Source organism: Pseudomonas sp. PB101 (assembly GCF_009764265.1).
Classification (GTDB): domain Bacteria; phylum Pseudomonadota; class Gammaproteobacteria; order Pseudomonadales; family Pseudomonadaceae; genus Aquipseudomonas.
Window position 1 is genome coordinate 69,553 of sequence record NZ_RWIR01000067.1, and the last position, 22,006, is coordinate 91,558.

At 62.1% G+C, this 22,006-nt stretch carries 17 protein-coding genes and 3 tRNA genes; 4 read left to right on the forward strand and 16 right to left on the reverse strand.

The features are described from left to right. Window positions 1–2 precede the first annotated feature (2 nt). From EI969_RS20550 to EI969_RS20560, 3 genes are all read right to left on the reverse strand, one after another. Complete coding sequence (locus EI969_RS20550; protein ID WP_007982256.1) at window positions 3–542, reverse strand: (2Fe-2S)-binding protein; 540 nt, start codon at window positions 540–542, stop codon at window positions 3–5. Further along, entirely contained in the window at window positions 535–3,366 is a 2,832-nt protein-coding gene (locus EI969_RS20555; RefSeq protein ID WP_160389392.1) for a xanthine dehydrogenase family protein molybdopterin-binding subunit, read from the reverse strand. The genes EI969_RS20550 and EI969_RS20555 overlap by 8 nt, the downstream gene beginning before the upstream one ends. Before the next feature lie 176 nt (window positions 3,367–3,542). Beyond that, entirely contained in the window at window positions 3,543–4,484 is a 942-nt protein-coding gene (locus tag EI969_RS20560) for a LysR family transcriptional regulator (protein ID WP_160389393.1), read from the reverse strand. Between the two features lie 125 nt (window positions 4,485–4,609). On the opposite strand from EI969_RS20560, the gene EI969_RS20565 reads away from it, so the two are divergent. From EI969_RS20565 to aldA, 4 genes are read left to right on the forward strand one after another with little or no spacing between them, the layout of a single operon-like run. Continuing rightward, a complete protein-coding gene (locus EI969_RS20565; RefSeq protein WP_160389394.1) occupies window positions 4,610–5,905 on the forward strand; it encodes an MFS transporter in 1,296 nt (431 codons plus the stop codon). A 33-nt stretch (window positions 5,906–5,938) separates the two neighbouring features. Beyond that, window positions 5,939–7,123, forward strand: a complete 1,185-nt coding sequence (gene rhmD / locus EI969_RS20570; RefSeq protein ID WP_160389395.1) for an L-rhamnonate dehydratase — start codon at window positions 5,939–5,941, stop codon at window positions 7,121–7,123. Window positions 7,124–7,137: 14 nt separating this feature from the next. Further along, window positions 7,138–7,938 carry an aldolase/citrate lyase family protein gene (locus EI969_RS20575; RefSeq protein ID WP_160389396.1) on the forward strand — a complete coding sequence of 267 codons (801 nt, stop codon included), beginning with the start codon at window positions 7,138–7,140 and terminating at the stop codon, window positions 7,936–7,938. 19 nt (window positions 7,939–7,957) lie between these two features. Beyond that, a complete protein-coding gene (gene aldA / locus EI969_RS20580) occupies window positions 7,958–9,391 on the forward strand; it encodes an aldehyde dehydrogenase (protein ID WP_160389397.1) in 1,434 nt (477 codons plus the stop codon). Window positions 9,392–9,571: 180 nt separating this feature from the next. Here aldA and EI969_RS20585 read toward each other — a convergent pair. From EI969_RS20585 to EI969_RS20645, 13 genes are all read right to left on the reverse strand, one after another. Next, window positions 9,572–9,648: transfer RNA gene (locus tag EI969_RS20585), tRNA-Asp, on the reverse strand. Between the two features lie 94 nt (window positions 9,649–9,742). After that, window positions 9,743–9,819 (reverse strand) — tRNA-Asp (locus EI969_RS20590). Window positions 9,820–9,872: 53 nt separating this feature from the next. Next, window positions 9,873–9,948: transfer RNA gene (locus EI969_RS20595), tRNA-Val, on the reverse strand. A gap of 207 nt (window positions 9,949–10,155) precedes the next feature. Further along, window positions 10,156–10,932, reverse strand: coding sequence for an SDR family oxidoreductase (locus EI969_RS20600; protein WP_160389398.1), 777 nt, complete (start codon window positions 10,930–10,932; stop codon window positions 10,156–10,158). After that, window positions 10,929–12,140, reverse strand: a complete 1,212-nt coding sequence (locus EI969_RS20605) for an O-succinylhomoserine sulfhydrylase (protein ID WP_150715390.1) — start codon at window positions 12,138–12,140, stop codon at window positions 10,929–10,931. The genes EI969_RS20600 and EI969_RS20605 overlap by 4 nt, the downstream gene beginning before the upstream one ends. 73 nt (window positions 12,141–12,213) lie before the next feature. Next, a complete protein-coding gene (purF, locus tag EI969_RS20610) occupies window positions 12,214–13,719 on the reverse strand; it encodes an amidophosphoribosyltransferase (protein WP_095943671.1) in 1,506 nt (501 codons plus the stop codon). Window positions 13,720–13,760: 41 nt separating this feature from the next. Next, entirely contained in the window at window positions 13,761–14,321 is a 561-nt protein-coding gene (locus EI969_RS20615) for a CvpA family protein (RefSeq protein ID WP_056722189.1), read from the reverse strand. Between the two features lie 99 nt (window positions 14,322–14,420). Next, window positions 14,421–15,080, reverse strand: a complete 660-nt coding sequence (locus EI969_RS20620) for an SPOR domain-containing protein (RefSeq protein ID WP_160389399.1) — start codon at window positions 15,078–15,080, stop codon at window positions 14,421–14,423. Then, window positions 15,064–16,371 (reverse strand): bifunctional tetrahydrofolate synthase/dihydrofolate synthase, encoded by a 1,308-nt coding sequence (gene folC / locus EI969_RS20625; protein WP_160389400.1) that lies wholly within the window; start codon window positions 16,369–16,371, stop codon window positions 15,064–15,066. The genes EI969_RS20620 and folC overlap by 17 nt, the downstream gene beginning before the upstream one ends. Next, window positions 16,368–17,288, reverse strand: coding sequence for an acetyl-CoA carboxylase, carboxyltransferase subunit beta (accD, locus tag EI969_RS20630; protein ID WP_008047319.1), 921 nt, complete (start codon window positions 17,286–17,288; stop codon window positions 16,368–16,370). Before accD ends, folC begins: the two co-directional genes overlap by 4 nt. Window positions 17,289–17,498: 210 nt before the next feature. After that, entirely contained in the window at window positions 17,499–18,125 is a 627-nt protein-coding gene (locus tag EI969_RS20635; RefSeq protein WP_160389401.1) for a phosphoribosylanthranilate isomerase, read from the reverse strand. 63 nt (window positions 18,126–18,188) lie between these two features. Beyond that, a complete protein-coding gene (truA, locus tag EI969_RS20640) occupies window positions 18,189–19,013 on the reverse strand; it encodes a tRNA pseudouridine(38-40) synthase TruA (protein ID WP_160389436.1) in 825 nt (274 codons plus the stop codon). Between the two features lie 295 nt (window positions 19,014–19,308). After that, window positions 19,309–21,930: a FimV family protein gene (locus EI969_RS20645; protein WP_160389402.1), complete on the reverse strand. Its 2,622-nt coding sequence runs from the start codon at window positions 21,928–21,930 to the stop codon at window positions 19,309–19,311. Window positions 21,931–22,006 lie beyond the last annotated feature (76 nt).

Below are 22,006 nucleotides of genomic sequence, written 5' to 3' on the forward strand. Positions count from 1 at the left end.
GCTTAACCCTCCTTGACCAGGCCGAGATCGGTCAGCACGTTGCGGGTGGCGCTGTAGTAGCGCACGTACCCGGTGCAACGGCAGATGTGATGACCGAGGCTGTCCTCGATGACTTTTTCCAGCTGGCTCTTGACGATCGGCTGACGCTGCAGCTTTTCCACCAGCACGGTCGCGGCATTGACGAAACCCGGTGCGCAGTAGCTGCACTGGAAGGCGAATTCATCGACGAAGCGCTGCTGGATCGGGTTCAACTCGGTGACCTTGCCCTGCTCGTCGCGGGTCGCATGGCCTTCGATGGTCCGAACCTTCTTGCCTTCGAAATAGTGCGCGCCGGTGATGCAGGTGCGCACTTCTTCGCTGGTGCCGTCGGGGTTGTCGACGATCACCACGCAGGCGTGGCAGATGCCCTGGCCGCAGCCCAGGCGCGAACCGGTGAGGTTCTTGTATTCGTGCAGGTAGTCGATCATCGGCAGGTCATCAGGGATGTCCACCGGGCCGACGGATTGACCGTTGAGGGTCAGTTGAAGCGGACGGTTAGCCATTGAGGGCCTCCTTGATGCGTGCAGAAGTGATAGGCAGGTCGCGGACACGTTGACCGATGGCATGGGCCACGGCGTTGCCGATGGCGCCGACCACCGGGATCATCACCACCTCGGCGATGCCCTTGGACGGGTCGCTTGGCGACAGTGGCGGCAGGATGTCCGCCGTCTGTTTCCACACCGCAACGTGACGCGCCATCGGCAGGCGATAACGGTTGAAGTTCCAGTCACCCTCCCCCGGTCCGCCTTCGTACAGCGGCATCTCTTCCATCAGCGCATGGCCGATGCCCATGGCGATGCCGCCTTCGAGCTGGCCCCTGACCAGTTCTTCCACCAGCACCCGACCGCACTCGACCCACGAGTGGTGGTTGAGCACCGACACTTCGTTCGAACCCTTGTTGACCTTCACTTCCACCAGCGTGGCGACCGGGCTGTAGTAAGTCACCGCCGCGTTGTTCAGTTGGGTCGCCGGGTAGGCGATGCCCTGCCGGTCCAGCAGATGGAACCCGGCGCTGTTCATCTGCGCCTTCTTCGCATTCGGGGCACCGTCACCGTACTTGACCGCCAGGCCGTCGAGCGGCAAGCGCTCACGCACGCCGTCGATGCTGAACTCGGCCTCGGCCCAGCTCCAGCGGTTGAAACCGTGCACGGTGGCACCGCTCACCAGGCCACGCTCGTGAACGCGCTTGGCCAGCATGGCGAACGGCAGCGGTTCCATGCCGTTGGCGGTGAGCTTGCCGTCGACCCAATGGGCGTCTTCGCGGCGCACCACGTAAGGGTTGGCCTGGCCGCCGAAAGGGCCCTGGCGCCAGATTTCCATGGCCGCCGGCCACAGGCCGTGGTTGAACAGCACGCGCGCCGCTTCGCGGGTGGCGTGGCTGAAGTAGTACGCCGAGTTGGTGGCCGAGGAAGCCGAAGCCACCTTGCCGACCCAGCGTGGATTGCGCAGGAAGTTGTCCTGCTCGGCCTGGCTCATGATGTACGGGTTGCCGCCGCTGACCAGCTGCAACTCTTTCCACTCGGTTTCGCCGGTCTTCACTTCGTGCGCCGGCAGACCGAGGAAATCGGCCACGACCATCGCCTGCGAAGTGGACATGCCGGTGCCGATTTCGATACCGATGTGGCGCAGGCTGATGCGACCTTCGGCGGTGAATTCAATGCTGGCCATCGGCGCTTCGGAACCGGTGCCGAAGTCTTTCTGGCAGATGGCAAAGCCGACGCCGTACCAGTTGTCCGGATCGGCGGCTTCGCGTTGCTGCTTGATCGCGGCGCGGTTTTTCCAGGTGTCGTGGACGGCCGCCTTGTCGAGAATCTCGTGCAGGCGCAAGGCACCGGCCGGGATCGCGCCCTGGGTGTTTTTCATGCCCGAGCGCAGTGCGTTCTTGCGGCGCAGTTCGATGGCATCGACACCGAGGCGATCGGCGATTTCGTCGACCATCATCTCGGTCGCCGCCATGCTCTGCAGGGTGCCGTAGCCACGCATCGACCCGGCTTCAACGGCGCGGGAGTGATAGGCCGTGACCTGCAGATCGTTCTGCGGCATGTAGTAGATCGATTGCGCGGCCGTGGCGCCAACTGCCGCCACGGATGGGCTGTAGTTGATTCGCCCGCCGCCGTCGACGCTCATCTCGGAGCGGAAAATCTTGAAGCTGTAGTCGTTCTTGTCCACCGCCAACTGGTAGCGAATGTCGAACGGGTGACGCTTGATGCCGCTCTGGAACTGCTCGTAGCGGTCATTGGCCAGGCGCACCGGCACACCGGCGCCGTACAACGCAGCCAATGCTGCGTAGTAGACGAAAATGTTGTGGTCTTTCGAGCCGTAACCGACGGTGTAACCCGGGTGCATGTTCAGGTTGGCCAGGCCGAAACGCGACGGCGCGATCATCTTCGCGGTTTCGGTCGCGGCTTCCAGCGGGCACTGGGTGGCGACGACGAAATGCAGGGTCTTGGTCGCCGGGTCGTACCAGCCGTTGCCGTTGTCCGGCTCCAGGGCGGCCGGCTCGATCGACGGGGTCTTGTAGCGCTCGTCGAACACCAGCCAGTTGTCCGGCGGCGTGTCGATCTGCTGCTTCATGCGGTCGGCGTAGAACAACCCGCGCTCGGTCAGGTTGCCGTGCAGGTTCGGCTGGGAGTTCCACACCGGACGACGGTTTTTCAGCATCGGGAACAGGATCGAGTCCTTGAGGCTGGCGAATTCGTCTTCGTCGGCCGAGGTCGCACCGCCGACGCGCACGTAGCGGAAGCTGCCGTAGGGATCGCCTTCGTAGAACGGTACTTTCTCGCCGTAGCGGATTGCCTTGTCATTGAACTTGAGTTGGTTCTTGGCCTGGCGGAAGCGCTCGAAGTCGTTCCAGATCAGGATCGCCACCGGGTGACCGATGAACATCGGCACCTTGCCGGCCGGCAACAGTGGATCGGGTGCGTGCTCCTCAGGGAACACGATGCCGTCCTTGACCAGGTCTTCGGCCGTGACGATGCGGTCCGGCTGCAACCCGGCGTCGAGCCACGACAGGTCGATGCCGGCAAAGATGTGGTCGGCCTTGATGGTTTTCAGCAGCATGGCGTGGCCTTGCTGCTGCGGCCAGCCCGGCATGTCCTTGGCGCGGATGTCGCGGGCAAAGACCTTGCTGCCGCAGACCTTGGACAAGGCATCGTTACGGGCGCGCGCCTTGCCATTGTTGCCGAGCCACTGCTCGGACGGCACGGTCACGCTGTTTTCCATCAAGGCGGCCAGCGCCTGGCTGCTCAATGGCGTGAGCGTCACGCTCACACCCGCTACCAGCCCGCCCTGAAGGAACGAGCGCCGGGATATATCACGGTTGGACATGGATCATCCTCTGGGCGGTTATGGGGTCCGCCCTTCTGGTTATGTTCTGGAAATCTCGAGTCTTGCAGAGGCCCTTTTCGACGATGCAAAGGGCTGTTGTTGACAGTGCAAAGCTGACCGAAAGGTTAAGTTTATAGGCTTATGCCTTTGCGGAAAACTAAAAACTGACCAAGGAATCAAAAAACCGCGACTTTTCGACGCAGCAGTTCGATGAACAACCCTAACTCCCGACTGATGTGCTCGCCCTTGCGCAACAACAACCCGAAGGGTGCCATTTGCACATCCAGCTCCACCGGCAGCGCCACCACCAGGCCCATTTTAAGATAGTCGCGCAATGCGGTTTCCGACAGGACCATGATCGCGTCGGTCAGTTGAATCAGCTGCTGCATGGAGTACACCGAACTGCACTCGATGATGTCCGCCGGCAACGGCAACGCCAGGCGTTGCAACACCTGGTCCAGACCGATGCGCGCCGGGCTGGTTTCCGGTTGCAGGATCCACGGCCAGTCGTTGACCAACTCGGCCATGTCCAGTTTTTTGCGCCGGGCCAGCGGGTGGCCGGCATGCACCACCACCAGCAGGCGCTCATTGCCCAGTTGCTCGAATACATAATGCTCACTGTCGGTTGCGGCATTGCGCCGGGCGATGGCGAGGTCGATGCGCCCCTGTTCCAGCAACTGGATCACCTGGTCGCTGGTGTCGCCCATGATGCGAATCCGCAACTGCGGATTGAGCGACTTGATTTCAGCGATCGAATCCATCACCAGCCCCGGCGCCGCGCCCATGATGGTGCCGATGGACAGATAGCCGTAGCCGCCCTGCTGCCGCGCCATCAGGTCTTCGGCGCAGCGGTCGAGGCCACTGATGGCCGACTCGGCGAAGCGAATCAGTTCCTGGCCGAGTGCCGTCGGGCGCATGCCCCGAGGCAAACGTTCGAACAGGTCGCAACCAAACATGTCTTCAATCTCATGGAGCATGCGGGTTGCCGCCGGTTGCGACATGTTCAGGCTTTGCGAAGCGCGGTGCAGGTTCTGGCTGGTGCTGAGCGTCACCAGCATGTGCAGATGCTTGTAGCGCAGGCGATTGAGCAGGCTGCGAGAGATGGTCGGCGTGGTCATGGCGGGCCTTTTTTATCGATACCCTGAAGGTATCAGTTGTTAGCTAGATTCGATTTGTAACGCATCGATCAGCGGCCGTACAGTCTTCCCCATAAGAACAAATGCCCTACCAAAGGAAAACTGCGATGAAGACTCTACCCGCGCCTCTGCTCGCCAAAATTTCCTGGCGGCTGCTGCCGTTTCTCCTGCTGATGTACATCATGGCCTTCCTCGACCGCGCCAACGTCGGGTTCGCCAAGCAAGCCTTCCAGGCCGACACCCATATCAGTGATGCCGCCTTCGCCTTCGGTGCCGGGGTGTTCTTCGTCGGTTACGCACTGCTAGAAGTGCCAAGCAACCTGATCCTGCACCGCGTCGGCGCCCGTCTGTGGATGTGCCGGATCATGGTCACCTGGGGCCTGGTCTCCGCCGCCATGGTCTTCGCCCACAACGAAACCAGCTTCTACGTCCTGCGTTTCCTGCTGGGCGTGGCCGAAGCCGGGTTCTTCCCCGGCGTGATCCTCTACCTCACCTACTGGTTCCCCAGCGCCGTGCGCGGCAAGGCCATGGGTTTCTTCTACTTCGGTGCGCCGCTGGCGTTCATCTTCGGCAGCCCGCTGTCCGGCCTGCTGCTGGAACTGGATGGCTTTGCCGGTTTCCATGGCTGGCAGTGGCTGTTCGCTGTTGAAGGCTTGATGGCCACGGCGGTGGGCATCTGGGCCTATTGGTACCTGGACAATCGCCCGGCCGATGCCAAGTGGCTGACCGCCGAGGAACGCCAGCAAGTACAGAGCCTGCTCGATCAGGAAGACAGCCATAAACAGAACCACGGCCGCAGCCTGCTCAACGTGATTTGCCAACCCTCGGTGCTGTACCTGTGCCTGATTTATCTGCTGATCCAGGCCAGCGTCTACGGCGTGGTGTTTTACCTGCCGAGCCAGGTTGGCGGATTGCTCGGCACCAAGGTCGGACTGATGGTTGGACTGGTCACGGCGATCCCGTGGATCTGCGCATTGATCGCCGCCTACCTGATTCCCGGCTACAGCGACCGCACCGGCGAACGTCGCCGCACTGCTTGCCTGACCTTGCTCATGGCCGCCGCCGGGATCGCCTGCTCGGTGACCTTCAGCAACCCGCTGCTGGGGATCATCGCCCTGTGCTTTGCCGCCTCCGGCTTCATCGCCGTGCAACCGGTGTTCTGGACCTTCCCCTCCAGCTACCTCGCCGGCAGCGCCGCCGCAGCCGGGATCGCCCTGATCAACTCGTTCGGCGCCCTCGGTGGCTTCATCGCCCCGGTATTGAAGAACTGGGCCGAAGGCGCCTTCCATTCCCCGGCAGCAGGCTTGTACGTGCTGTCCGCTACCACCGTCATCGCCGCGTTGCTGGTGCTGGGCATACGTGCGCCCGGCCATAAAGCATCGAACAAACCGGCCACCGTTTAAACCTGACCGCCGTTTAACAAAAGGAATCACACCATGGGCATTCCAACCATCAAACACGTCCGCGCTTTCACTCTGCGAGGCGGCGGCGCGGATTATCACGACCAGGCCGACGGCCACTGGATCGACGATCACATTGCCACGCCAATGAGCAAATACCCCGAGTACCGCCAGAGCCGCCGCACCTTCGGCATCAACGTGCTCGGCACCCTGGTGGTGGAAATCGAAGCCAGCGACGGCACCGTCGGCTTTGCCGTGACCACGGGCGGCGAGCCTGCCGCCTACATTGTCGAAAAGCATCTGGCGCGCTTCCTCGAAGGTGCTCGTGTCACCGACATCGAAAAAATCTGGGACCAGATGTACCAGTCGACACTGTATTACGGGCGCAAGGGCATCGTCATCAACACGATTTCCGGCGTCGACCTGGCGCTGTGGGACTTGCTCGGCAAGATCCGCCAGGAGCCCGTGCACCAGTTGCTCGGCGGTGCGGTGCGTGACGAATTGCAGTTCTACGCCACCGGCGCCCGCCCGGACCTGGCGCAGAAAATGGGCTTCATCGGCGGCAAGATGCCGCTGCACCACGGCCCGGCCGAAGGCGAGGAAGGCCTGCGCAAGAACCTCGAAGAACTGGCGACCATGCGCGAACGCGTCGGCCCGGACTTCTGGCTGATGCTCGATTGCTGGATGAGCCTGGACCTCAACTACGCCACCAAACTGGCGGTCGGCGCCCACGAATACGGTTTGAAGTGGATCGAGGAAGCACTGCCGCCGGACGATTACTGGGGCTACGCGGCCCTGCGCAACAACGTGCCCAAGGGCATGCTGGTGACCACCGGTGAACACGAAGCCACGCGCTGGGGCTTTCGCATGCTGCTGGAGATGGGTTGCTGCGACATCATCCAGCCAGATGTCGGCTGGTGCGGCGGGATCACTGAACTGGTGAAGATCTCGGCCCTGGCCGACGCCCACAACGCGCTGGTCATCCCTCACGGATCGTCGGTGTACAGCTACCACTTCGTCGCCACCCGGCATAACAGCCCGTTCGCCGAGTTCCTGATGATGGCGCCGAAGGCCGACGAAGTGGTGCCGATGTTCCACCCGCAATTACTCGGTGAGCCGGTGCCGATCAATGGCCGCATGCGTCTGTCGGCGCTCGACCAGCCAGGTTTTGGCGTGACCCTCAACCCGGAACGCCAACTGCACCGGCCGTACAACCGCTGAGCAAGGAATTGGACATGAACATGCCGCAAAACGCGTTTAAAGCCGCGCTGAACAACAGCGAAACCCGGTACGGAATCTGGGCCGGGTTCGCCACCGGCTACGCCGCCGAGATCGTCGCCACCACCGGTTACGACTGGATGCTGATCGATGGCGAGCACGCGCCAAATACAGTGCCCGGCGTACTTGCCCAGTTGCAGGCCGTGGCGCCTTACTCGACCGCGCCGGTGGTGCGCGCGGTGAATGGTGACGCCAACCTGATCAAGCAATTGCTGGATATCGGCGCGCAGACGCTGATGATCCCGATGGTCGAAACCGCCGAGCAGGCACAGGCACTGGTGCGCGCCATGCGCTACCCGCCCCACGGCATTCGCGGAGTCGGCGGCGGCCTGACCCGCGCCACCCGCTGGGACGGCGTGCCGGATTACCTGAATACCGCCCATGAACAACTGTGCCTGATCGTGCAGGTGGAGTCGCGCACCGGCGTGGAAAACGTCGCAGCGATCGCCGCCGTCGAGGGCGTGGATGCGGTGTTTATCGGGCCGGCGGATTTGTCGATCGGCCTGGGCCATGCCGGCAACCCCGGCCACCCGCAAGTCCAGGAGCGGATTCAACATGCCGTGAACGCCACGCTGGCGGCGGGCAAGGCCTGCGGGATTCTCGCCCCCAACGAAGAAGACGCACGCCGCTACCAGCGCTGGGGCTGCCAGTTCATTGCGGTGGCCATCGACATCAGCCTGCTGCGCCAAGGCGCCATGGCCACCCTCGCCCGCTATCGCGAACCCGCCAGCGCTCAAGCACCTTCACGCACTTACTGATCTGCCAAGGAGTCGCACCATGCCGTCCGTGCCTGTTTACGAAAACTTCATCAACGGCCAGTTCGTGGCCAGCGCTGCCCACCTCGATGTGATCAACCCGGCCACCGGCGCCGTGCTGTCGAAAGTCCCGGCTTCGACCGCCGAAGACGTCGATCGCGCCCTCGCTGCCGCCCGCTCCGCGCAAAAGGACTGGGCACGCAAACCGGCGAACGAGCGCGCCGGTTACCTGCGCCGCATTGCTGCCAAACTGCGGGAAAACGTTGCGCACCTCGCGCGCACCATCACCCTGGAACAAGGCAAGATCAGTGGCCTGGCGGAAGTCGAAGTGAATTTCACCGCCGACTACCTCGACTACATGGCCGAATGGGCCCGGCGCATCGAAGGCGAAATCATCACCAGCGACCGCCAGAACGAAAACATCTTCCTGTTCCGCAAACCGTTGGGCGTGGTGGCCGGGATCCTGCCGTGGAATTTCCCCTTCTTCCTGATCGCCCGCAAGATGGCCCCGGCCCTGCTGACCGGCAACACCATCGTCATCAAGCCCAGCGAAGAAACCCCGAACAACTGTTTCGAATTCGCCCGACTGGTGGCCGAAACCGACTTGCCGGCCGGCGTATTCAACGTGGTTTGCGGTGACGGTCGAGTGGGCTCGGCACTGAGCGCGCACAAAGGCGTGGACATGATCAGCTTCACCGGCAGCGTCGACACCGGCTCGCGGATCATGGCCGCCGCCGCGCCAAACATCACCAAGCTCAATCTGGAGCTGGGCGGCAAGGCGCCGGCCATTGTGCTGGCGGATGCAGACCTCGACCTTGCGGTGAGGGCGATCCGCGATTCGCGGATCATCAACAGCGGGCAGGTGTGCAACTGCGCCGAGCGGGTGTATGTCGAGCGCAAGGTGGCGGATCAATTTATCGAGCGCATCGCTGCGGCAATGAGCGCGACCCGCTACGGCGATCCGATTGCGCAGCCTGATGTGGAAATGGGTCCGCTGATCAATCGCCAGGGCCTGGACAGCGTCAACCGCAAGGTCCGCACCGCGTTGAGCCAGGGCGCCAACCTGATCAGCGGTGGACAGATTGCCGACCTGCCCAATGGTTTCCACTTTCAGCCAACGGTGCTCGCGGGTTGCCGTGCGGACATGGAGATCATGCGCGAAGAGATTTTCGGTCCGGTGCTGCCAATCCAGATCATCGACGACCTGGACGAAGCCATCGCCATGGCCAACGACTGCGACTATGGCCTGACTTCGTCGATCTACACCCGCGACCTGAGCAAAACCATGCAGGCGATGCGTGAGCTGGATTTTGGCGAAACCTACGTCAATCGCGAAAACTTCGAAGCGATGCAGGGTTTCCATGCCGGCGTGCGCAAATCGTGGATTGGTGGTGCGGATGGCAAGCATGGGTTGTATGAGTACACCCATACTCATGCGGTGTATTTGCAAGGCTGATTGCGCAACACCAACAACCGTGCAGGAGCGCGCTTGCTCGCTCCTGCAGAATGGGTCGCAAAAACTCAAATTTCAGACACAAAAAACCCCGGCCTTTCGACCAGGGTCTTTGCTATCGACTCGAAGTAACCAGTGGTTTCTTCGTAGCTCCAAGGCGTTCAGTGGGCCTCGGTGCAGATATGGCGCAGCGGACGGGACTCGAACCCGCGACCCCCGGCGTGACAGGCCGGTATTCTAACCGACTGAACTACCGCTGCGTATCGCTTTGGACTTTCGCCCAAGTATCTCATGTGACTGAAAGCTTCGGTGCTTTTCAATCGCGAACCAGATCGAAATCTGCTTCGTAAATAATGGCGCAGCGGACGGGACTCGAACCCGCGACCCCCGGCGTGACAGGCCGGTATTCTAACCGACTGAACTACCGCTGCGCGTCGGTGGAGGCATTTCAGCCTACCTCTTGCTTTCGCAAGTATCTCGGAAGTGGTGGGTGATGACGGGATCGAACCGCCGACATTCTGCTTGTAAGGCAGACGCTCTCCCAGCTGAGCTAATCACCCGTTTGCATCTCCGAGGCCGCGAAATTTACGCAGGTAGCGAACCTAAGTCAATAGCAGGATTGAAGTTTTTCTGAAAAAGACAAAATCCGCATAAAACCTGTGGGAGCTGGCTTGCCAGCGATGGCGGCCTGCCAGCCAACCTGGATGCTGAATGTTCCGACCGATCGCGAGCAGGCTCGCTCCTACAGTTGATCAGATCCGCCAGTGTCACTCGCTGTAGATCATCTTCTTGGTCATGCCGCCATCGACCACGAATTCCTGGCCGGTGACAAACCCGGCGTTCCTCGACAGCAGCCAGGCCACCATCGCCGCGACATCCTCGACCGTCCCTACCCTGCCCGCCGGATGCTGGGCATGATCGGCTTCGGTCAACGGCTCGGCACGGCGCACCGAGGGGTCGCGGGCGTCGATCCAGCCAGGGCTGACCGCATTGACCCGGATCTCCGGACCAAGGCTGATGGCCAACGCGTGAGTCAGGGCCAACAAGCCGCCCTTGCTCGCCGCGTAAGCCTCGGTGTCGGGTTCCGACTGCCCGGCCCGGGTCGAGGCCAGGTTGACGATGGCACCGTTGTGAGCGCGCAGGTACGGCGCACAGTGCTTGGCCAGCAGCATCGGCCCACTGAGGTTCACCGCCAACACCCGATTCCAGTGAGCCAGATCGAGACTTTCCAGGGTGATGTTGTGCGGGTCGGCCACCGCGGCATTGCAGACCAGCGCATCCAGGCGCCCGAACTGGCCGAGCACCTCGGCCACGCCCAGCGCAACCTGCCCTTCATTGGAGACATCCATGGCGATGAACCAGGCGTTGTCGCCCAGCACCTTCGCCACTTTCGAACCGCGCTCGCGGTCCAGGTCCGTCAACACGACTTGCCAGCCTTCACTGATCAGCCAGGCCGAGATCCCCAGGCCGATACCGCGCGCAGCACCGGTCACCAGCGCTACGCGGCCGTTCGAGCCCGAGGTCGGCGCAGACAACTCGATCACAGCGCAGCCAGACCGCGCGCCAGATCGGCTTGCAGGTCCGCCACGTCTTCCAGGCCGACCGCCACGCGGATCAGGCTGTCACGAATGCCCGCCGCTTCACGCTCCTGTGGCGCCAAACGACCATGGGACGTGGTGCTCGGGTGGGTGATGGTGGTTTTGCTATCGCCCAGGTTGGCAGTGATCGAAATCAGGCGCGTGGCATCGATAAAGCGCCAGGCACCCTCTTTGCCGCCCTTCACTTCAAAACTGACCACCGCACCGAAGCCCTTCTGCTGGCGCAGTGCCAGTTCGTGCTGCGGATGGCTCTTGAGGCCGGCGTAATGGACTTTCTCGATGCCGTCCTGCTGCTCCAGCCACTCGGCCAGTTGCTGGGCGTTGGCGCAATGGGCCTTCATCCGCAGGTTCAGGGTTTCCAGGCCCTTGAGGAAGATCCAGGCGTTGAACGGGCTCAGGGTCGGCCCAGCGGTACGCAGGAAGCCCACCACTTCCTTCATCTGCTCGCTGCGACCGGCAACCACGCCACCCATGCAACGACCCTGGCCGTCGATGAACTTGGTGGCCGAGTGCACGACGATGTCCGCGCCCATTTTCAGCGGCTGTTGCAAGGCCGGGGTGCAGAAGCAGTTGTCGACCACCAGCATCGCGCCTTTGGCGTGAGCGATTTTCGCCAGTTCGGCGATGTCGACCAGTTCGGCCAGCGGATTGGACGGCGATTCGACGAACAGCAGTTTGGTGTTGGCCTTGATCGCTGCGTCCCAACCGGACAAATCCGCCAGGGCCACGTAATCGACTTCGATGCCGAAACGCTTGAAGTACTTCTCGAACAGGCTGATGGTCGAACCGAACACGCTGCGCGACACCAATACGTGATCGCCGGCGCTGCACAGGCTCATCACCACCGCCATGATCGCCGCCATGCCGGTTGCAGTGGCCACGGCTTGCTCGGCGCTTTCCAGCGCGGCGATGCGCTCTTCGAAGGCGCGCACGGTCGGGTTGGTGTAGCGCGAGTAAACGTTGCCGGGTACTTCGCCAGCAAAGCGTGCAGCGGCGTCGGCAGCGGTACGGAATACATAGCTGGAAGTGAAGAACATCGGATCACCGTGTTCGCCTTCCGGCGTACGGTGCTGACCGGCACGTACGGCCAGGGTATCGAACGCTACGCCTTCGAGGTCGCTGTCCAACCGACCGGCATCCCAATCCTGACTCATGCTGTCACTCCTTTCCCTAATCTCGAAAATTAAAAGCCAGATACAAAACCGGCCCCTCAGGGCCGGTAATTACTCAGTTGTTGTACAGGTCGATGATCGCGCTGACTGCCTGCGTCTTGACCTTCGAGGCATCGTTGCGTGCCTGTTCGATCTTGTTCAGGTAAGCCTCATCGACGTCGCCGGTGACGTACTGGCCGTCGAACACCGCACAATCGAACTTGTCGATCTTGATCTTGCCGCCACCGACCGCTTCGATCAAGTCAGGCAGGTCCTGATAGATCAGCCAGTCGGCGCCGATCAGGTCAGCCACGTCCTGGGTCGAACGGTTGTGTGCGATCAGCTCGTGCGCGCTCGGCATGTCGATGCCGTAGACGTTCGGGTAGCGAACGGCTGGCGCCGCGGAGCAGAAGTAGACGTTCTTGGCGCCGGCTTCGCGGGCCATCTGGATGATCTGCTTGCACGTGGTACCGCGAACGATGGAGTCATCCACCAGCATCACGTTCTTGCCGCGAAATTCCAGTTCGATGGCGTTGAGTTTCTGCCGTACGGATTTCTTGCGCGCAGCCTGGCCCGGCATGATGAAGGTCCGGCCGATGTAGCGGTTCTTCACGAAGCCTTCGCGGAACTTCACGCCCAGGTGGTTCGCCAGTTCCAGCGCGGCGGTGCGGCTGGTGTCCGGGATCGGGATGACCACGTCGATGTCGTGATCCGGACGCTCGCGCTGGATCTTCTCGGCGAGTTTCTCACCCATGCGCAGGCGGGCCTTGTAGACCGATACGCCGTCGATGATCGAATCCGGACGCGCCAGGTAGACGTGTTCGAAGATGCACGGGGTCAGGGACGGGTTGGTCGCGCACTGACGGGTGTAGAGCTTGCCCTCTTCAGTGATGTAGACCGCTTCGCCCGGTGCCAGGTCGCGAATCAGGGTGAAGCCCAGCACGTCCAGGGAAACGCTTTCCGAGGCGATCATGTACTCGACGCCTTCGTCGGTGTGACGCTGGCCGAACACGATCGGGCGGATGCCGTGCGGATCGCGGAAACCGACGATGCCGTAGCCGGTGATCATCGCCACGACGGCGTAACCACCGACGCAACGGTTGTGCACGTCGGTGACGGCGGCGAACACGTCTTCTTCGGTCGGCTGCAACTTGCCGCGCTGGGCCAGTTCGTGAGCGAACACGTTGAGCAGCACTTCCGAATCGGAGCTGGTGTTGACGTGGCGCAGGTCAGATTCGTAAATCTCCTTGGCCAGTTGTTCAACGTTGGTCAGGTTACCGTTGTGCGCCAGGGTGATGCCGTAAGGCGAGTTGACGTAAAACGGTTGAGCTTCGGCCGACGTCGAGCTGCCCGCGGTCGGATAACGCACATGGCCAATGCCCATGTGACCGACCAGGCGCTGCATGTGACGCTGCTGGAACACGTCACGCACCAGGCCGTTGTCCTTGCGCAGGAATAACCGGCCATCATGGCTGGTCACGATACCGGCAGCGTCCTGGCCGCGGTGCTGGAGGACGGTTAGCGCGTCATACAGCGCCTGATTGACGTTCGACTTACCGACGATACCGACGATGCCACACATGCGACGCAACCCCTACTTAATGGATCTGAACTGAGCACTACTCACTGAGGCGTTTTGGCCGTCGGCAAGAGTTGCTCCTTGAACGGAATATCAGCGGGTACGCTGATTCCGCTGGCAAGCCACTGACTGCTCCACCCGAGGATCAGGTTTTTGGACCAGTCGGCGACCAATAGAAATTTTGGCACGAGCTGTGACTCTTTCCACCACCCGTCCTGCTGTACCGGCCCCAGGCTCAACAGCCCGACGGCAATGACCACCAGCAACCCGCCACGCGCGGCGCCGAAGGCCATGCCGAGGAATCGGTCGGTCCCGGAGAGCCCGGTGACGCGAACCAGTTCGCCGATAAGATAATTGATCATTGCGCCTACGATTAAAGTGGCGACAAACATGATGGCACAGCCCGTGATTATACGGGCCGACGGTGTTTGAATGTACCCGCCGAGGTACTCGGACAGTGAGCCACCGAACATCCAGGCAACGACTCCTGCGATGATCCAGGTCAGCAGCGACAGCGCTTCTTTGACGAAGCCGCGGCTCAGACTGATCAATGCGGAGATGGCGACGATTGCTACGATCGCCCAGTCAACCCAGGTAAATGGCACAGTGCAGCCTACAGACGGATAAGGCGGCGCATTTTAGCAGAGCCCATGCTTATCGGTAAGCTGCGATTGTCAGTGCATTTCATATCGGGGCGATAGTTTTTAGCCACGTTCCGGTTGAAAGCGCACCACAAACCCCTTGAGGTTCTGCTGGCGGTTGAGCAAGTCACGCAGACGATCGGCTTCTGCGCGCTCGATCAGCGGCCCGACAAACACCCGGTTTTTGCCGTCGGCGGTACGGATGTAGGCGTTGTAGCCCTGGCTGCGCAGGGTTTTCTGAAGCTTTTCCGCGCTTTCACGGTTCGCCAGGCTGGCCAGTTGCACCGACCAGCTGACCGACAAACCATTGGCATCGACGCGGCTTGGCGTGGTGTCCGGCTTGCCCGGTGCCGCCGTGATCGGCTGGGCAGGCGCAGTTGCAGGCTTGGCGGCCAGCGCCGGGACCGGTGCAGGCGATGGCGTAACCGGTTTGGCGGCCGGTGCCGGAGCAACGGGCGCAACCGGCACTGCCGATTCCTGCTGGGCGATTTCGTCGTCGCTCGGCACAGGTTCCTGAGGCAAGGCTTGCGGCTCAGGCACCACCACGGGCTCGACCTGCACCGGCGGCAACGCAGGCGCCTGCGGAGCCGCTGGCGCCTCGACCGTCACCTGGCGCTGTTCGTCCTGGCGGGAAAACAGCATCGGCAGAAAAATCACCGCCAGCGCGACCAACACCAGAGCGCCAACCATGCGCTGTTTGTATGCCTTATCCAGCAATGCCATTTGCCGCTTCCTCCGTGGAGCGCCGGGCCAGCCATTCAAGGGCCTCGGCGACACAATAAAATGATCCGAACAACAGTATTTCGTCGTCGCTCGTGGCCTGCGCGCACTGCCCTTCCAGAGCGGCCGCGACACTGTCGTATGACGCGACCGAAGCACCAAGACCCTGCAATGCATCGCGCAGGTCCGCAACCGGACGCGCCCGGGGCGAATCCAGCGGTGCGACAGCCCAGTGCTGGACACTAGCACTCAATTCGCCGACAACACCATCCAGATCCTTGTCCGCCAGCAGCCCGAACACCGCCAGGCGCTTGCCGACCGGTGGACGGCTGGCCAGGCGACGGGCCAGATACTCCGCCGCATGCGGGTTATGCCCCACATCCAGCAATAAATTCAAACGCTTGCCTTGCCATTCGATTTCGCGGCGATCCAGGCGACCGACCACCTTCGTTGCCCGCAGCGCTTCGACAATCTGCGCATCCACCCAAGGCAGACCGAGCAGCAGGTAAGCCTGCAACGCCAGCGCGGCGTTTTCCATCGGCAGATCAAGCAGCGGCAGATCGCGCAGCTCAACCGCACGCCCTTGCGCATCGACACCGCGCCACTGCCAGTTCTGATCGGTGAGGCCGAGATCAAAATCACGCCCACGCAGGAAAAACGGACAATTGAGCTCGCGCGCCTTGTCCAGCAGGGGTTGTGGAGGATTCAGGTCGCCGCAGAGCGCAGGCGCGTCCTGACGGAAAATGCCGGCCTTCTCGAAAGCCACGGACTCACGGGTGTCACCGAGGTAATCGGCATGATCGACGCCGATACTGGTAACCAGCGCCATGTCGGCGTCCACCACGTTGACCGTGTCCAGGCGACCGCCCAGACCGACTTCCAGCACCACGGCATCGAGCCCGGAGTGCTGGAACAGCCAAAACGCCGCGAGGGTGCCCATTTCGAAGTACGTCAGGGAAGTGTCGCCACGCCCGGCCTCTACCGCAGCAAAGGCCTCGCAGAGCTCGGCGTCACTGGCCTCGACGCCGTTGACCGTCACCCGCTCGTTGTAGCGCAGCAAGTGTGGGGAATTGTAGACCCCCACTCTCAAGCCCTGGGCCCGCAACAAGGACGCCACGAACGCGCAGGTGGAACCCTTGCCGTTGGTCCCGGTGACCGTGATCACCCGTGGCGCCGGCTTGCCCAGTCCCATGCGGGACGCTACCTGCTGCGACCGCTCCAGCCCCATGTCGATGGCCGAAGGGTGCAACTGTTCAAGGTAGGCGAGCCATTCGCCAAGGGTACGTTGGGTCATAGGCTGGCAGGTACCGGTGGAACCACGATCGGCTCGATGGGTGCAGCGACGAACTTCGGCGTCGGCAGGCCCATCATTTGCGCCAGCAGGTTGCCCAGGCGCGGACGCAGTTCCTGACGGTCGATGATCATGTCGATGGCACCGTGCTCCAGCAGGAACTCGCTGCGCTGGAAGCCTTCCGGCAGTTTTTCACGCACGGTCTGCTCGATCACGCGCGGACCGGCAAAACCGATCAAAGCCTTCGGCTCGCCGACAATCACGTCGCCCAGCATCGCCAGACTGGCGGAAACGCCGCCGTAGACCGGATCGGTCAACACGGAGATGAACGGGATGCCTTCTTCGCGCAGACGCGCCAGCACCGCGGAGGTCTTGGCCATTTGCATCAGGGAAATCAGCGCTTCCTGCATCCGCGCACCGCCGGAAGCGGCAAAGCAGATCATCGGGCAGCGTTTTTCCAGGGCGTAGTTGGCGGCGCGTACGAAACGCTCGCCAACGATGGCGCCCATCGAACCGCCCATGAAGGAAAACTCGAACGCCGAAACCACCACCGGCATGCCCAGCAACGTGCCGCTCATGGAAACCAGTGCGTCTTTTTCGCCGGTCTGCTTTTGTGCAGCGGTCAGGCGGTCCTTGTACTTCTTGCCGTCGCGGAATTTCAGACGGTCAACCGGCTCAAGGTCCGCACCCAGCTCGGCACGGCCTTCAACATCGAGGAAGATGTCGATGCGGGCGCGGGCGCCGATACGCATGTGATGGTTGCACTTGGGGCAAACGTCCAGGGTCTTTTCCAGCTCCGGACGATACAGCACAGCCTCGCAAGACGGGCATTTGTGCCAAAGACCTTCAGGCACCGAGCTCTTCTTGACCTCGGAACGCATGATCGAAGGGATCAGTTTGTCTACTAACCAGTTGCTCATGCTTTCTTTCTCCAGTACCGGCGGCCCGAACGCTCTGGTTCGCAGCCCCGTGTATGCCCTAGCGCTAAATTCATGTGTGCGGTGATGGACTGCCGCGGTCAGCGCGAAACATGACCTGCGTGCAACCACAAACCCTCGGATCTGCCTGCATTGTGCAGTGCATCCGCTTTGTACAGTGCAGTGGACGGCGGCAGTCTGCCAGCCGTCACATCAACAGGTGCTACCGCGTACCGCTTTGATAAATGCCTGGATCCTTGCGTGATCCTTGATGCCCTTGCTCGCCTCTACCCCGCCGCTGACATCCACGGCATAAGGCCGGACGCGGGCAATCGCTTCGGCGACGTTATCCGGCGTCAGACCGCCGGCCAGAATGATCGGTTTGCTCAAGCCATGCGGTATCAGTGACCAGTCAAAGGCCTCGCCGGTTCCTCCGGGAACGCCTTCGACATAGGCATCGAGCAGGATTCCACTGGCACTGGCATAGGCATCGCAGGCCGCGGCGATGTCATCGCCCGCCTTGACCCGCAGCGCCTTGATGTACGGGCGGTGCCAGCCTTCGCAATCCTCTGCGCTTTCATCGCCGTGAAATTGCAGAAGGTCCAGGGGCACCGCGTCGAGCAGTTCACCCAACTCGCACCGGCTCGCATTGACGAACAGGCCCACGGTAGTCACGAACGGCGGCAGCGCCTTGATGATCGAGCGCGCCTGCTGGAACGTTACCGCACGGGGGCTTTTGGCGTAGAACACGAATCCGATGGCATCCGCCCCGGCCTCGACGGCTGCCAACGCATCCTCTATGCGGGTAATCCCACAGATCTTGCTGCGAACGGCTGACATGTCGACACAACTCCAAGACAAATCCGGGAAAGTCCCGGATGGTAACAAAAGCATTCGAGGGCGTCAGCCGCCAAGTTCCGAGAAGCCGGTCAGGAAGTGTGGGCCGATGTAACGCTCGGGCAACTCGAACTCGTCGCGGTACTCGACCTGCACCAGATACAGGCCGAACGGATGCGCGGTCACGCCACCGGTGCGGCGAATCCGGCTCTCCAGCACCTCTTTCATCCACTCCACCGGACGCTCGCCGGCGCCAATGGTCATCAGCACCCCGGCAATGTTACGCACCATGTGGTGCAGGAAGGCGCTGGCGCGAATGTCCAGCACGATCATCTTGCCGTGGCGGGTGACGCGCAGGTGATGCAGTTCCTTGATCGGCGACTTGGCCTGGCACTGACCGGCGCGGAATGCACTGAAATCATGGGTGCCGAGCAAGTACCGGGCGGCCTCGGCCATGCGCTCGACGTCCAGTGGACGGTGATTCCAGGTCACTTCTTCGTTCATTTGCGCCGGACGGATCTGATCGTTGTAGATCACGTAGCGATAACGCCGGGCGATGGCCTTGAACCGTGCATGGAAATGCGCCGGCATGACCTTGGCCCAACTGACACTGACGTCGTGGGGCAAGTTGATGTTGGCGCCCATGGTCCAGGCCTTCATCGAACGCTCGACCTGGGTGTCGAAATGCACCACCTGTCCGCAGGCATGCACCCCGGCGTCGGTACGCCCGGCGCACATCAGCGAAACGGGCGCGTCGGCGACTTTGGACAAGGCATTCTCGAGGGTTTCCTGCACGGTGAGCACCCCGGACGCCTGGCGCTGCCAGCCGCGGTAGCGCGAGCCTTTGTATTCGACGCCCAACGCGATCCGGAAAAAGCCGTCGGCGGCCATTTCGGCGGCCGGGTTATCTATATTTGCCAAGGAGGGACAGCCTGATGATGTATCAAAGGCGGGCATTATAAGGCCGTCGGGCGGGGATGCCAGAGGGATCTCCTTTGACTGTTCGGGCCCCATCGTCGGATCGCCGCCCGGACCAAGCCCGCTCCCACAGGTTTTGTGAACGACACAAATCACTGTGGGAGCGGGCTTGCCCGCGATAGCAATTTCGCAGACACCAACGCATCACCGGCCAAACAAAAACGGCAGCCTCAAAGGGCTGCCGTTCTGTTTACAACCTACCGATCACTCAAGCCAGGCGCGACAGCATCTCCCTCGCTTCGGTCTTCTGCTCGGCATTGCCTTCGCTCACGACCTCATTGAGGATGTCGCGGGCGCCGTCGCTGTCGCCCATGTCGATATAGGCCTGGGCCAGATCGAGCTTGGTTGCCGCTTCGTCGGTCCCCGAGAGGAAGTCGAAGTCATCATCGTCGCCCAGTGCGGCATCCGCCTCGGTAAAGGTCGGCTCGCCGATGCTGTTGGACAAGCTCTCCAGCTCGGCGTTGACATCATCCAGCTCCGCCGCGAACGCATCCGGCGTGCCCGTTTCGTCGGCCAGCGACAGATCGAAATCGGCCGGCAGATCCAGGTCATCCAGCGCCACGTCAGGAACAGCCGGGGTTTCGGCGACCGGAAAATCCTTCACGCCGTCATCCAGATCCAGCAGGAAATCGTCTTCAGCCAGCATCGCCGGCGACGGTTCTGCACCGAGGTCCAGATCGAGATCGAAGTCCGACAGATCGTCGAGGTTTTCCTTCATTTCAGTCTGCTGCTGCAAGACCGACTCAAAACTCAGATCGTCATCCAGCGGGAACTCGTCCAGGTCTGCCAGCGCCGTCACTTCAGGCTCAGGTGCAGGCGCCACAGGCTTGATCGTGTCCAGATCATCCAGGCTCAGGTCGAAGGCGCTGTCGAGGTCGTCATCGAGCGGTGCCGGCTCCGGCGCGGGAGCCGGCGGCTCATCGAACAACAGATCCTTGACGTATTGCGCATCCAGTTCGGCCGCAACGGCGGCTGCGGCGATACCACCGGCAGCCACCAGCGCCATGGCCGGGAAACGGCTCTTGAGTTTTTCGACCTGGGCGAAGTTGTCGCCATTGGCCACCAACTTGCGCTCCTGAGCGACGAACGCATCGCGATCGCCTTGCTGGCCGTAGACTTCCATGAGTTTCAAGCGCAAGTCGCTGCGCTGAGGCTCTTGCTTGACGCCGTCTTCGAGCAACGCGGCAGCCTGGTTCAGACGACCGGCATTGATGTGCGACTGAGCCTGACCCAACACGTCGTGAGAACGCTCGGCAGCCGGCGCCACCAATGGCGCGGCGATCGGCGTGGTCATCACCACCGGAGCAATGACCGGGGCCGGCGCGGGGGCTGGGGCTGGTGCCATTGCCGGTGCCGAGACTGTCGCCAGCTTCACGCTCGGCGCCGGGACTTCCAGGCCTTCGAAACTGCTTTCCGGCAGGTCGAGATCCGCCGAGAACGGCTGTTCTTCGGCCAGGGCACGTGCCATGCGCAGATGCTTCTCGGCTTCTTGCTGGGCTTTGCGGCGGCGCGCCAGCAACAGCAGCAGGAGCAGCAGAATCACCGCGCCACCACCCACCAGGCCCAACAGCACCGGATTGCTCAGCAGCTCATTGAATTTCTGCTCGTCGGAGGCGGCCGGAGTCGCCTCGACAGGTTTCTCGGCCGGAACCGGAGCTGCCTCGGACGCTGGCACAGGTGGCGCACTTTCAGCCGGAGCAGGCGCAGGGCTTGCTGTGAGCTCGGCCGACATTGCCGGAGCTGCTGCCGCTACAGCTGGCGCCCCATTTGCGCCCTCGACCTGCAATTTGGCCAGTTGATTGTTCTTCAACTCGATCAGGCGCTGCAGCTTGTCCATCTGGCTCTGCAGATCGGCCATGCGGCTTTTCAGTTCAGCGTTATCACGACGACTGGAGTCGAGGCTTTCCTGGGTCACCGCCAGCTTGTTGCTGAGGGCCGCGGCATCTCCAGCGGCCCCTTTGCCACGGTTCTTGCCGGACTCGGCAGAAACCAGGCTCAGTTTGTCGCTGGCCGGTTGAGCCGGAGCGCCATCGGTGCGAGCACGATGGGTGGCGTCGAGCTGTTGCTGCCCTGCCCCGGGCGTGGCTACATAACGACGCCCCTGACGCCAGGCCTTGTTCTGTGCAGCCACCTCGCTGATCGCCTTGGGCTGCGGCAGGTTCGTGCTCTGTGCCTGGTCCGGCATGCGCAGCACCTGGCCGGTTTTCAAGCGGTTGATGTTGCTGTCGATGAAGGCGTCCGGATTCAGCGCCTGGATGGCCAGCATGGTTTGCTGGATCGAACCGCCATTACGCGCCTTCGCGGCGATCTCCCACAGGGTATCGCGCGGCGTGGTGGTGTATTGCGACGGTTTGGTCGCACCGGTTACCGGCGCGGCGACGGCTGGCGTCGGTGCCGGTTGCGCGGCCGCCTCGGCGGTTTGAGGCGAGAATTTCGATGGATCGAGCAGCACACTGTAGTCGCGCAGCAAGCGGCCGTTCGGCCACATGACCTGAACCAGGAATTTCACCATGGGCTCGGAGAGCGGCTTGCTGGAAGTCACGCGCAGGATGCTTTTGCCGCTGGCGTTCAGCACCGGAGTGAAGGTCAAGTCATTGAGAAACGCCTGGCGGTCGACACCGGCCTTGGCGAAATCTTCCGGCGAAGCCAGGCTCGGCACCACTTCGGCGGCGGTGAGGTCCTTGACATCGAGCAGCTCGATTTCCGCTACCAGCGGCTGGTTGAGCGTCGATTTCAGGGTCAGCTCCCCGAGCCCGAGAGCATGCGCCATACCGGAGGACAGCGCCGAGGCGGCCGCTATTGCTAACACCAGTTTGCGAACTTGAACCATTAGCTCATCCTTAGTTTGAACATTCCTCGGCCAGCGAGAAGATATTGATAGCCGCCGCCGTAAGGCATTGCGTGCA

Coding starts and splice junctions, on each gene's coding strand:
- EI969_RS20550 (WP_007982256.1), bottom strand. CDS start 542: ATGGCTAACCGTCCGCTTCAACTGACCCTCAACGGTCAATCCGTCGGC.
- EI969_RS20555 (WP_160389392.1), bottom strand. CDS start 3,366: ATGTCCAACCGTGATATATCCCGGCGCTCGTTCCTTCAGGGCGGGCTG.
- EI969_RS20560 (WP_160389393.1), bottom strand. CDS start 4,484: ATGACCACGCCGACCATCTCTCGCAGCCTGCTCAATCGCCTGCGCTAC.
- EI969_RS20565 (WP_160389394.1), top strand. CDS start 4,610: ATGAAGACTCTACCCGCGCCTCTGCTCGCCAAAATTTCCTGGCGGCTG.
- rhmD (WP_160389395.1), top strand. CDS start 5,939: ATGGGCATTCCAACCATCAAACACGTCCGCGCTTTCACTCTGCGAGGC.
- EI969_RS20575 (WP_160389396.1), top strand. CDS start 7,138: ATGAACATGCCGCAAAACGCGTTTAAAGCCGCGCTGAACAACAGCGAA.
- aldA (WP_160389397.1), top strand. CDS start 7,958: ATGCCGTCCGTGCCTGTTTACGAAAACTTCATCAACGGCCAGTTCGTG.
- EI969_RS20605 (WP_150715390.1), bottom strand. CDS start 12,140: ATGAGTCAGGATTGGGATGCCGGTCGGTTGGACAGCGACCTCGAAGGC.
- purF (WP_095943671.1), bottom strand. CDS start 13,719: ATGTGTGGCATCGTCGGTATCGTCGGTAAGTCGAACGTCAATCAGGCG.
- EI969_RS20620 (WP_160389399.1), bottom strand. CDS start 15,080: ATGGCATTGCTGGATAAGGCATACAAACAGCGCATGGTTGGCGCTCTG.
- folC (WP_160389400.1), bottom strand. CDS start 16,371: ATGACCCAACGTACCCTTGGCGAATGGCTCGCCTACCTTGAACAGTTG.
- accD (WP_008047319.1), bottom strand. CDS start 17,288: ATGAGCAACTGGTTAGTAGACAAACTGATCCCTTCGATCATGCGTTCC.
- EI969_RS20635 (WP_160389401.1), bottom strand. CDS start 18,125: ATGTCAGCCGTTCGCAGCAAGATCTGTGGGATTACCCGCATAGAGGAT.
- truA (WP_160389436.1), bottom strand. CDS start 19,013: ATGGCCGCCGACGGCTTTTTCCGGATCGCGTTGGGCGTCGAATACAAA.
- EI969_RS20645 (WP_160389402.1), bottom strand. CDS start 21,930: ATGGTTCAAGTTCGCAAACTGGTGTTAGCAATAGCGGCCGCCTCGGCG.